The sequence below is a fragment of the Marinifilum breve genome, from assembly GCF_003202155.1.
GTDB classification, from domain to species: Bacteria; Bacteroidota; Bacteroidia; order Bacteroidales; family Marinifilaceae; genus Marinifilum; species Marinifilum breve.
Genome location: NZ_QFLI01000006.1, coordinates 242,778 through 255,069, shown reverse-complemented (window position 1 = coordinate 255,069; position 12,292 = coordinate 242,778). Strand labels below are relative to the sequence as shown.

Genomic DNA, 12,292 nt, shown 5'->3' with positions numbered 1-12,292 from the left:
AACTAGAAAAAATTGTATATGAATTATCTATCGCTTATAGCTGGTTTACAAGAAATGGCTCAGAATGAATTACCTCTAGAGGAACAAGGGGCCGTAACAACAGAACTAACACTAAATTTTGTTGAAATGGCATTTAAGGGAGGTTGGATCATGGTTCCTATTTTTGCACTCTCAGTTATTGCAATATATATTTTTGGTGAGAGATATTTTGCTATCCGCAAGGCAACAAAAGAAGATTCCAACTTTATGAACCGAATTCGCGATTACATTCATGAAGGTAAAATTGATTCAGCTTTAGCTTTGTGTCAATCAAAAGATACTCCTGTATCCAGAATGATTTCGAAAGGAATAAAACGCATTGGTCGTCCATTAAACGATGTAAACGCTGCCATTGAAAATATCGGTAATCTTGAAGTTTCAAAACTAGAGAAAAACTTACCTACTTTGGCTACAGTAGCCGGTGCTGCGCCTATGATTGGATTCCTTGGAACTGTAATGGGTATGATTCAGGCATTTTACGACATGTCAAATGCAGGAAACAATATTGATGTTGGTTTATTATCAAGTGGTATTTATCAGGCAATGGTAACTACTGTAGCAGGTCTTACCGTTGGTATTATTGCCTACTTCGCCTACAATATTTTGGTGGCCAAAGTTGAAAAAGTGGTTTTCAATATGGAAGCTACAACTACCGAGTTTATGGATTTGTTGAATGAACCAATCAAGTAATAAAGTATGGCTCTAAAAACAAGAAATAAAGTAAGTGCAGCTTTCAGTATGTCATCCATGACTGATATCGTGTTTTTGTTGCTGATTTTCTTCATGGTAACATCAACACTAATTAGTCCGAATGCACTGAAATTGCTGTTACCAAAAAGCAGTAACCAAACCGCTGCCAAGCCAATAACTACAGTTTCGATCGATAAGAATTTCAATTTTTATTTGGAAACAACACCTGTTCCTTTTTCACAATTGGAACACAAATTGCAAAGAAAACTGGCGAGAGAAGAAGATCCAACAATATCGCTTCACGTAGATAAATCGGTTCCAATGGAACAGGTAGTTAAAGTGATGAATATTGCGAAGGATAACAAGTACAAATTGATATTGGCAACACGAGCGAAGTAGATATGGAAGATTCCAAAAACAAGAGAATAGGATTTGCTGGTACACTGTTTTTCCACATTGGATTAATTGTGCTATTGTATTTTCTGGGCTTTCGAACTCCCCTTCCTCTTCCTGAAGAAGAAGGGATTCTCGTGAACTTTGGAAACTCAAATCAAGGTGTAGGCAGAAGAGCTCCTGCACCTTCTAAAACTCAGAAGAAAGTTGCTGCAGCTGAACCTGTATCAGTTCCAAAATCAGCGCCTGCTAAATCCCAACCAGAGCCAAGCTCTACACAAGAAAAAGTATTAACTCAGGATACCGAGGATGCTCCTGAATTGCCATCGGCTGAAGAAATTGCTAAGAAAAAAGCTGCTGACGAAAAAGCAAGAAAGGCAAAAGCAGAAAAAGATAGGTTAGCAAAACTAGAAGCTGAGAAAAAAAGGCAGGAGGAAATCCGTAAACAGCAAGAAGCCGAGGCGGAAAGAAAACGCCTGGAAGAAATTGAAAGAAAAAAACGTGAAGCTGCAGAACGACAGGCAAAAATTGATGCCATTAACAATCGGGCTAAAAATGTTTTCGGGCAAGGAACTTCACCCAACTCATCTCAAGGTGTAACCTCTAAAAGTGGAAATCAGGGTAAACCAACCGGTTCACCAAATTCTGACAATTACAGTGGAACGGGACTGGGAAGTAAAGGCGTTTCTTACGATTTGCAGGGACGTAACTCACTATCCATACCTAAACCTCATTATAACCTTCAGGAAGGCGGAAAAGTTGTTGTAGAGATAACAGTAGACAAGAATGGGAAAGTTGTTAGTGCACTTCCAGGAAGGCCTGGTTCTACGACTAGTAATTCTACCTTATTCGAAGCTGCGAAAAAAGCTGCTCTAAAAGCCAAATTCAATTCCGATAGCGGTGCTCCTGCATACCAGAAGGGAACCATAACTTATCATTTCCAGTTGAATTAAGTGTACGCTTTATTACTTTCCACAACTAATAACTGTTAAATCAGTCCAATCATCTCGTACACACCTAAAAACTTAAGGGAAGCGAAGATAATGACAGCTAATAAAATATATCGAACAAATTTAGCTCCCCAACTTACAGCAAAATTAGCCGCTATATATGCTCCAATCATATTACCAGCAGCTAAGATAAAGCCAATCTTATAATCGATTTGTCCATTCATAATAAACACACCTATGGCAAAAGGAGTATAAAGAAGAACAATAAATACTTTAATTGCATTAGCCTTTACCAGATCGAATCCGGCTCCCAACACCAAACCTGCCAATAGAAAAAATCCTACTCCTGCTTGAATAAATCCACCATACAATCCAATAAAAAAGAAGATTATAATTTGCCAAACACTTGGTTTAGAACGAACCAATCCTGCCTGACCTTTCACCCATGCATCAGGCTTATAAAGCACAATAAAAAAGAGAAATACCAACAAACCTCCAATGGTTTTCTCCATCATTTCTTCGTTGATTTCAACCGCCAAACTTGCACCTATTACCGAACCAACAATTGCAGGAACAGCTAACCAAATGCCTTCTTTGAAAGTAAATACCTTCTGTTTCTTGAAACTACTTACACCAACAATATTCTGCATCAAAATGGCAATTCTATTGGTACCATTTGCCACATTTGCCGGTAATCCCATAAACATCAACATGGCCAAACTAATAATTGAACCACTACCTGCCAAAGTATTTAAAAAACCAGCAAAAACTCCTACAAGAACAACCAATAAATAATAATACCATTCCATAACAATAAATTTTGCACTAAACTACAGTTAATTATCGAGATAGGATATGCTCTAAAACAAAATACGTTTCTAACGGTATAATTCTACAGCAGTGTAGAATACAAAAAAGGGAAGAACCAAAGCTCTCCCCTTTCATATATCTTATGGTATAATTTTACTACCAAGCAAACATTGGACGCTCACACATCATTTCATTAACGCGAGTACGTACTGAAGCAATTACCTCTTCGTTATCGATGTTAGAGATTACCTCATCAATCATCTGAACGATTACTGGCATGTGTTCTTCTTTCAAACCACGAGTTGTGATTGCTGGAGTACCAACACGTAAACCTGAAGTTGAGAATGGAGAACGTGAATCAAAAGGAACCATGTTCTTGTTGATTGTGATATCAGCCTGAACCAAAATGTTTTCAACTTTCTTACCTGTAATTTCAGGGAACTTAGAACGAAGGTCGATCAACATTGAGTGATTATCAGTACCACCAGAGATTACTTTGTATCCTAATTTCACAAACTCCTCAGCCATTACCTTAGCATTCTTCTGCATTTGGATAGCGTACTCTTTGTAAGAATCAGTTAAAGCTTCACCGAAAGCAACAGCTTTAGCAGCAATTACGTGCTCCAATGGACCACCTTGCTGTCCTGGGAATACTGCGAAATCCAATACTGCCGACATCATCTTGGTCTCTCCTTTTGGAGTTTTAGCTCCGAATGGATTTGGGAAATCTTTTCCAACGATGATCAAACCACCACGAGGTCCACGAAGAGTCTTGTGAGTAGTAGTAGTACAAACGTGACAGTGAGGAACTGGATTGCTCAATAATCCCTTAGCAATTAAACCTGCAGGGTGAGCAATATCAGCCATTAAAATAGCACCTACTTTATCAGCGATTTCACGTAAACGTGGGAAATCCCAATCGCGAGAATAAGCAGAAGCACCAGCTACAATCATTTTAGGATTGTGCTCTAAAGCCAATTTTTCTACCTCATCGTAATCAACCATTCCGGTATCTTCTTTTACGTGGTAAGCAATTGGATTGTATAGGTTACCTGATAAGTTTACAGGAGAACCGTGAGATAAGTGACCACCGTGAGCCAAATCTAAACCTAGAAATGTATCACCTGGTTTCATACATGCATAAAATACAGCAGCATTTGCTTGCGCTCCTGAGTGAGGCTGCACGTTAGCATACTCAGCACCGAAAAGCTCACATGCTCTGTCGATTGCTAATTGTTCAGTTTGATCTACAACCTGACAACCACCATAGTAACGCTTTCCTGGATAACCTTCAGCGTATTTGTTAGTAAGGCACGATCCCATTGCGTCCATTACTTGCTGGCTCACAAAGTTTTCAGAAGCAATCAACTCAATACCATTTTTCTGACGTAGGTATTCCTGATCAATTAGGTCGAAAATTTGTCTATCTCTTTCCATTGTTGTTTTTCTTTTCCCCGATTTTAATCGGATTAATTTAATGTTTTGTTAGTGTTTTAAAGGGTCAAAAATCCCATGTTTACTGAATTTTATTCCCCCTTGAAAAGATGATGCACCGCAAGATTCATATCATTTATCCTCTCCTTAAAGTGCAGGTTCAAAATTAGACAAATCGGGATATTAAAAAAATTATTTTGTGCTTATTTAAATTGTAAATAAACATTTCTAGAACATACAACGAAAACAATGATAAAATTGTATCAATCACGGTTTTGTTCTCAGATATCATGTAAAAGCATATACTCAACGGGAAAGAAACCTACAAAATCTAATAACAGTATAATATTTTTTGTACTTATCAGCTTTATTGTAAATTTATCATTGTGAAATTTTATACCCTAACCCCATAAATACAACTGATATGGAAATTGTTGAAACCAACCCCAAACAAAGACCCGGACTATTAACTGTTTTATGTATCCTTACTTTTATTGGTAGTGGATTTGGTGTTATCAATAACCTTATGGGTATGATAATGTCGCCAATAAAAAACTTCTTGGGACCAGATTTTTTCGAAATGGCACTAGAGGAAGTGCATGAGGAACCAGCCCGACAATTTTTAGAGCAAGCTATAGAAATAGGACAGAGAGCAATTGAACACATTTTCGAAATCTCTTTGGCTCAGTTCTTATTATACGCAGCAAGCTTAATAGGAGCAATCCTAATGTTTCAATTAAAAAAAGCAGGTTTCTATATTTATACCATTGCTCAAGTATTGCTTTTGTTTGTTCCTGCAATTTTTATTGGCTTTAACTTATTCATAAACATCGGTATTCTATTCTCGAGTGTTTTTACCATTCTTTTTATCGCTCTTTATGCAATAAACCTGAAAAAAATGAACTAATAATATTACTCATCCTACAAAAACCTTTTAATTATGGACGAAAATGTAACAACTATTGAAATGCCTAAAAAAAGACCAACATTTTTAACTGTATTGTGTATTCTATCGTTTATTGGTAGTGGATTTCTTCTAGGAAGCAATATCTATCAATATTTCATGTTCGATTCAACATATGCCAAACAAATGGAGATGTTGGAAACGCAACAGGAGGCATTATCGGATGCTGGTATTGAATCTGGATTTGCGTACAATAGTATTCAAAATGGAATTGTAACTCTTGAAAAAACGTCACAAAATCTTGGTTTAATTTCGGGTGCCAATATTTTATTTGCTTTACTAAGTTTACTAGGTGTATTTTTGATGTTCAAAATGAGCAAAAATGGTTTTTACTTGTATACTTTTGCAAATTTATTCTGGCTGCTCGTTCCTCTTGCCTTAATTGATTTTGAAGCTACAATGATGAATACAGCAGTTTTAGGTTTCTTTACCATTGTATTTGTTATCATGTATGCAGTGAATTTAAAACACATGAAATAGTTCTTTTAAATTCAAATAATTTTCAGAAGCTGTCTCATTTGAGGCAGCTTTTTTAATACTTTTTAAAATATTTTAACTCTCAGCAAACACAGATGTTTTGTAATTTTATGGGGCGAAACCATTAGTCCTTTTATCATGAAGAGCATAAACAAAATTTTATTTTCAATTGGTATTTTGCTACTTACTTTTACCGCCTTTGGACAAAATGCCAAAAGCAAAAACTTACCTAAAAAAGACATTAAAGTAAACAAAGAGTATGACGAAGATGGAAACCTTATTCGTTATGATTCAACCTATGTTTATTCCTGGTCATCAGATAGCACTCATCAGTTTCTAAACGATTCGGCATTTTTCAAACAAATGGATATGAGCAGGATGCACAAAAGAATGCAAGAACAGTTGAGACGCTTCTTTGGTCCGGATAGTTTGAGACAAAAAAATAACAAACATCCATTCTTTTCTGACGATTTTTTTAAGGATGATTTCTTTGGTAATGATTTCTTCGACTCAAAGATGTTTCGCAGAAACTTTCATCAAGCTGACTCAAGTCGAAATCACTTTTTTAAAGAACTTGAGCAAATGAGAAAAAACAGAAGACAGTATAGACAGGAACACAATAGCAAAATGCAAAGAGAACTGGATTCTTTAAGAAATGATTTCCTGGAACAAAGACGAGAATATTTTCAGAAAAGAGATTCAATATATCGCAAACACAATGGAATGCATAACAAAACAATAGATTTGTAATGCTATCCATATTTATTAATACCTTTCAAACACAGCCTGGCAATTCATTTTGTCAGGCATTTTTATTTGATATTCTCACTCCAAGTGAGATTATCAATGTATATTGAGCAGTTTGTATTCCTACTGATAATCCCACTTAAAGTGGGAATATCAGAGCGTTTTTAACCAATTTAATCAGCCGTAATCTTCACCAAATGCTGACGATAAGCCGAGAATAACTTCGATTTGGAAACAAAACCTATGTATTTTCCTTCATCAATCACGGGTAAATTCCATGCTCCAGTTTCGGTAAATTTTTTTAAGACAAGCTCCATTGGATCTTTATAGGAAATAGATGCTGGCGGCATAATCATTAAATTGCTGATAGGTGTATTGTACATCTCTTTGTTAAACATGATTTCTCGAACATCATCCAGCAACACCACTCCTATTAAATATCCTTCTTCCGTCAATACAGGGTAAATATTCCTCTTCGATTTCGAGATTACATGAATCAAATCTTCGAGCGTAGCATTTTCATTAATGCTCTTCAAATCCTTCTCAATTACCTTTGATAACTGCATAAAAGTAAGCACTGCTCTATCCTTATTATGGGTAATCAATTCTCCCTTATGGGCCAACTGAGTTGTTACAATCGACTCTTTCTGCAAACTCTTTACAGTGATAAATGATATGGTTGTAGACAACATCAAAGGAACGATTAATTCGTAACCACTGGTAATTTCGGCAATCAGGAAAATCCCTGTTAAGGGTGCTTGTAAAACACCTCCTAGCACACTAGCCATTCCTACAAGCGTAAAGTTGTTGGCATCTAATGGTTCGCCCAGCTGAAAGTGATTGTATAAATAAACAAATACAAAGCCCAACATAGCACCAGTAAATACCGATGGAGCAAATATTCCTCCAATACCACCAGCACCCAATGTTATTGAGGTAGCAATTACTTTTAGAAACACCATAGCTCCAATAAATATTACCACCATATACCAAACATCGGTGTAATTTTCGAATAAACTCGATCGAAATACTTCATCTAGTCTGCCGCCAATAAGCGCTTTTACCGTATTGTATCCCTCACCATACAAGGCAGGAAAATAGAATATCAAAACTCCCAATGCCAATCCTCCAATTAACATTCGGTGCCGCAATAGCTTTATGGCTTCAAACTTATTTTCGATCCACAAAAACACCCGTGTAAAATAAACCGACACAAAACCAGACAAAATCCCAAGTAAAATAAAGAATGGAATATCCCTTGCTGCAAATGGTGTATTAATGGCAAATTCGATCAGGATCTCCTCATCTAAAAACAACTTTGTAGTAATTGCACCACTTACCGAGGCCATTAAAAGTGGGATTAACGAAAAGCGCGATAGATCAATCAACAGCACCTCCAAGGCAAAAACAATGGCTGCAATGGGGGTATTAAAAATCGCAGCAATGGCACCCGAAGCTCCGCAAGCTAGCATCACCGTGATTTCTTTATAATTCAGATGAAAATTTCTCGCCATATTGGAACCAATTGCTGCACCAGAGGAAATAATTGGTGACTCCAATCCAATACTCCCCCCAAAACCAGCAGTAATAATAGAACCTATTACCGACGAGTAGGTTTTATGAAACTTCACAATGCTATTTCGCTTTGATATGGCTTGCAAAATGGCTGTAATATTGTGCTTGACAAAATCACGAATAATAAATTTCTTAAACAACAATGTCAAGCCCACTCCTATCATGGGATACAAGAAAAACAAGTAATTCTGGTAAGCCCAATCAATCCCTTCCAATAAAAACTCTCTTCCACGGTATACAGCGGTTTTCAATATCAATGCGGTCATGCCGGATGCCACTCCAACAAATACACTTAATATTAACATGAAGTTTTGATTGTTGATATGTTTTAATCGCCAAATTAAGAATCGGCGCCAGCGGGTTGTTCTTGCCATAGGGTTAAATTGGGTTATAGCTCCTAATTTAACCATTTGATGATGAATATAAAAGCGAAAAACACTTAGATTATCCAGTAATTCTTAAGTTTATTCAATATCAAATCTCGCTGCGTAAAAATCATATCGGCCTTCGCACTTTTTTGAAGTGCTGCGGCAAAAAAATAGTACGCTGCGTATTTTTGAGGTCCGCTGCGGCAAAACATGTCAAATCTGCACACTTTTAAGCCGCGCTGCGCAAAAAGTTGCCACGCTGCGGACTTTTAACCTGCGCTGTACCATTTTTTACTGTGCTGCGCTTATTTTAGCCGCGCTGCGCATTTTAGCCTAGCCTGCGCGGGGCTTCCAGAAGGTTTTAAACTTGTCATACATTTTCTAAATGCCTAACAAGTAACACATACATTAAAATATCTTCTCTAACAAATACAATCCGAAGCGGATCCAAACTCAACCACCGCATTAATCACTGCAAAAGCAATAATGGCAGCCAATTTCGAGGTACGATTGTCTTCATCGAAACGAGGCGAAACTTCGGCAATATCGAAACTAATTACTTTGCCTGATTGAATTACGGTTTTAATCAGTTTCACAATAATTTCGGGATGCAAACCAAATGGCTGTGGCGCACTTACTCCTGGTGCATAGGCCGATGATATTACATCTGAACAAAGAGTCATGTAGATCTTTCTTTGCTTCTTGGTAAATCGAACAATATCTTGTCCTACGGCAAACATACTGTCATTGGAAATATCTTTTGCCATTAGGTATTTTACCCCCAAATCATCAGCTTTTTTAAACAGACTCACTGTGTTGCCATATTGTTGGATACCAGCAACCATGTAACGAAAATCTTTTCCATTCTCTTTACAGCGGTCAGCAATCTGTGCAAACATGGTTCCCGAACTTGCACCCTTTTGATACGGACGCATATCAAAATGCGCATCCAAATTGAATATTCCTAAGTCCTGATTTTCTTGCTCTGCCAAATATCTTTCTATCCCCAAATAATGTCCATAGGCAATTTCGTGTCCTCCTCCTAAAATCAAAGGAAACAGTCCCATTTTTATCATTCTGTAAACTGCATCGGATAATAAACTTTGTACCTCCTCCAATTCGACTCCATTGCTTACAATATTCCCGCAATCGTAAATATTAGTTCCTTGCGGAAATGAGCAAGGCAGGTTTGCCATTTCTTTTCTGATACTGTTTGGGGCTTTTGAAGTACCTTTTCTTCCAAGGTTTCTTTGTACTCCTTTGTCGCAACAAAAACCCAATAAACCAAAGCCGTTTAAAGTTCTCTCTTGTGAATCAAGTAAGTCAATTGAATTTACAATTTGATGCCAACGAAAAGCATCGTAATCCTCCTCATCATCTATCCTTCCCTTCCAAATATCCGGATCGATGGTTTTATAATGTTTGTTGTTCATGATTAATAGTTTATTGCTGCAAAGGTAAGTATTAAACTGTATTAGCATTTTAAAACACTTCATTAGATTGAGATAAAAATCATTATGCAAGTACAATTATATGCAAGCTTCCAGCCTTCAGCTCTCAGTTTTATTTCAAAAAATTATTAATAATTTATACAAGCCATTTTCACGCCTATTTACAAAAATGTAAAGTTCAAAAGAGTTCATAGACTCACATCGCTCTACAATCTTAAATACTAACACTATACATACCCAAACTTTTCAATAAACTCCATAAACTCTCAAACTAACTCCCTATTTGTTGTAAGTCGTAAACTTGCTGATAGCTGACTGCTGTAAGCTATTAGCTAAAATAAAAAAGCTCACCCAATTACGAGCGAGCTTTTTACCTAACCTAAAATAAAACTATTATTCATCTGAAAAATGTACCAAAACCCTTCGATAAACATTGAAGATTTTGGCTTTGGATACAAATCCCAAATATTTTTCGTCCTGCGTAACCGGAAGATTCCAAGCTCCTGTTTCTTCAAACCTTCGCATTACTTTCTCCATCGGAGCATTGGCATCCAGTATCGCAGGTGGCATTATCATTAAATTTCTTACATACGTTTCTTCATACATCTCTGGATTAAACATGATATGTCGAATATCGTCCAAAAGAACAATTCCCAACAACTTATCATCTTCATCTACCACAGGAAAAATATTTCTTTGTGAGTGAGAAATAATTTTCACCAACTCACCTAATGTGGCATCAGGGCTTACTTTTTTCAAGTCTGTCTCGATTACCTTACCCAACTTCATTAAGGTAAGAACAGCTTTATCCTTATTGTGAGTAATCAATTCACCACGTTTGGCCAAACGTTTGGTGTAAATTGAATGTGGTTCGAAATACATAATGGTTAAGTAAGCAATGGTTGCTGTAACCATGATTGGGATAAACAATTCGTATCCACCGGTAATTTCCACAATCAGGAATATTGCAGTTAATGGCGCATGCATAACCCCAGCCATCATTCCTGCCATACCTATTAAGGTGAAATTACTTTCGGAAAGTTTCACAAAATTAAAGCCGTTAATGAATCGGGCTACAAAAAAACCTGAAACTCCACCAAGAAATAAGGAAGGGGCAAATATACCTCCAACACCACCACTGCCTGTGGTAACCGTTGATGCGATTACTTTAAATCCTAAAATCAATACAACATATCCCAACAACAACCAATAGTTATCCTTTAAAAAATAGAAGATACTATTGTTTACCAAGTCGGTATGGTTTCCATCTAACAAAGCTTGAATTGTGGTATAACCTTCACCATACAAAGGAGGAAATAAAAAGATCAGAATCCCCAATAGGATTCCTCCAACCATCATTTTTCGATAGCAATTGGTAATTCTATCAAACTGCCCTTCCAAATACATTGAAAATCGAGTAAAATAAAGCGAAACCAAGCCCGCAAATACACCCAAAAGAATGTAATATGGGAAGTTACCAATTACGAATGGCTCTGTTACATCATAGGAAAGCAAAACACCTTTTCCCATAAAGAAATAAGCAATACTAGCTCCTGTAATTGATGAAATCAAAAGCGGAATTAAAGATGCCATGGTTAGATCCAACATCAATACTTCCAAAGTAAATACCATTCCAGCCATTGGTGCTTTAAAGATTCCTCCAATTGCTCCTGCTGCTCCACAACCAACCATTAGCGTAATGATTTTTTGGTTCATATGGAACATTCTTCCAAGATTCGACCCGATTGATGCACCTGTTAATACTACTGGGGCCTCTGCTCCCACCGATCCACCAAAACCAATGGTTAAAGTACTTGCAAGTACCGAAGAATAGTTGTTATGTGATTTTATGAGTGAATTCTTTTTCGAAATGGCATATAATATTCTTGATACCCCATGACCAATGTTATCCTTCACAAAGAATTTTACGAACAGTACAGTTAATAATATACCCACAGCAGGATATGCCAAATACAACAAGTTGGCAGACTCTACATGCAAACGATGAGTTAGAAAATGGTGTGTAAAATGGATTGTATTTTTAAGTACAAGTGCAGCCAAACCACTCACTACTCCAACCAAAAAACTCAAAATTAAAACGAACTGTCGTTCCTTAATGTTTTTCACTCTCCAAATTAAAAATCGAGAAAGCAAACTCTTATTCTTCATTGCTCCGAATCAAGATTATCTATTCCACATACATAAATTAAAAAGGTCGGATGGCTGCAGAAGTCAGGCGGCCTTAGGGTAAGTTACATAAAACTACCAGGCGGTTAGTCGGCGTTTATGTACTTTGCTGATTTTGGAATGCTTATGAACTACTATCATTAAACATCCCTCAAAAATCGAGTGCAAATGTAATAGATAATTGGAAACGATAAACTCTTTTTACCA

11 protein-coding genes are annotated in these 12,292 nt (G+C 36.8%); 6 read left to right on the top strand and 5 right to left on the bottom strand.

The window, feature by feature from the left end; genetic code table 11:
- Window positions 1-18 precede the first annotated feature (18 nt).
- The 3 genes from DF185_RS14770 to DF185_RS14760 are packed head-to-tail and all read left to right on the top strand — an operon-like array spanning window position 19 to window position 2,075.
- The gene (locus DF185_RS14770) at window positions 19-729 is read left to right on the top strand and encodes a MotA/TolQ/ExbB proton channel family protein (protein WP_110361530.1); all 711 of its coding nucleotides are present in this window, start codon (window positions 19-21) and stop codon (window positions 727-729) included.
- 6 nt (window positions 730-735) lie between these two features.
- Window positions 736-1,128: an ExbD/TolR family protein gene (locus DF185_RS14765; protein WP_110361529.1), complete on the top strand. Its 393-nt coding sequence runs from the start codon at window positions 736-738 to the stop codon at window positions 1,126-1,128.
- A 2-nt stretch (window positions 1,129-1,130) separates the two neighbouring features.
- A complete protein-coding gene (locus tag DF185_RS14760; protein ID WP_110361528.1) occupies window positions 1,131-2,075 on the top strand; it encodes a cell envelope integrity TolA family protein in 945 nt (314 codons plus the stop codon).
- 35 nt (window positions 2,076-2,110) lie between these two features.
- Here DF185_RS14760 and DF185_RS14755 read toward each other — a convergent pair whose 3' ends face one another.
- Together DF185_RS14755 and glyA are read right to left on the bottom strand one after the other, a co-directional pair.
- Complete coding sequence (locus DF185_RS14755) at window positions 2,111-2,881, bottom strand: sulfite exporter TauE/SafE family protein (protein ID WP_110361527.1); 771 nt, start codon at window positions 2,879-2,881, stop codon at window positions 2,111-2,113.
- 157 nt (window positions 2,882-3,038) lie between these two features.
- Window positions 3,039-4,319, bottom strand: coding sequence for a serine hydroxymethyltransferase (glyA, locus tag DF185_RS14750; RefSeq protein ID WP_110361526.1), 1,281 nt, complete (start codon window positions 4,317-4,319; stop codon window positions 3,039-3,041).
- Between the two features lie 421 nt (window positions 4,320-4,740).
- Between glyA and DF185_RS14745 the strand changes: the two genes are divergently transcribed.
- The 3 genes from DF185_RS14745 (at window position 4,741) to DF185_RS14735 (ending at window position 6,507) form a co-directional block, all read left to right on the top strand.
- Window positions 4,741-5,223, top strand: a complete 483-nt coding sequence (locus DF185_RS14745) for a hypothetical protein (RefSeq protein WP_110361525.1) — start codon at window positions 4,741-4,743, stop codon at window positions 5,221-5,223.
- Between the two features lie 33 nt (window positions 5,224-5,256).
- The gene (locus DF185_RS14740) at window positions 5,257-5,760 is read left to right on the top strand and encodes a hypothetical protein (RefSeq protein ID WP_110361524.1); all 504 of its coding nucleotides are present in this window, start codon (window positions 5,257-5,259) and stop codon (window positions 5,758-5,760) included.
- A 135-nt stretch (window positions 5,761-5,895) separates the two neighbouring features.
- Complete coding sequence (locus tag DF185_RS14735) at window positions 5,896-6,507, top strand: hypothetical protein (protein ID WP_110361523.1); 612 nt, start codon at window positions 5,896-5,898, stop codon at window positions 6,505-6,507.
- 170 nt (window positions 6,508-6,677) lie between these two features.
- Here DF185_RS14735 and DF185_RS14730 read toward each other — a convergent pair whose 3' ends face one another.
- The 3 genes from DF185_RS14730 to DF185_RS14720 form a co-directional block, all read right to left on the bottom strand.
- Window positions 6,678-8,453 (bottom strand): chloride channel protein, encoded by a 1,776-nt coding sequence (locus DF185_RS14730; RefSeq protein ID WP_165836041.1) that lies wholly within the window; start codon window positions 8,451-8,453, stop codon window positions 6,678-6,680.
- A 416-nt stretch (window positions 8,454-8,869) separates the two neighbouring features.
- Complete coding sequence (gene hutG, locus DF185_RS14725) at window positions 8,870-9,880, bottom strand: formimidoylglutamase (RefSeq protein WP_110361521.1); 1,011 nt, start codon at window positions 9,878-9,880, stop codon at window positions 8,870-8,872.
- A 411-nt stretch (window positions 9,881-10,291) separates the two neighbouring features.
- Window positions 10,292-12,067 (bottom strand): chloride channel protein, encoded by a 1,776-nt coding sequence (locus tag DF185_RS14720; RefSeq protein WP_110361520.1) that lies wholly within the window; start codon window positions 12,065-12,067, stop codon window positions 10,292-10,294.
- Between the last annotated feature and the right edge of the window lie 225 nt (window positions 12,068-12,292).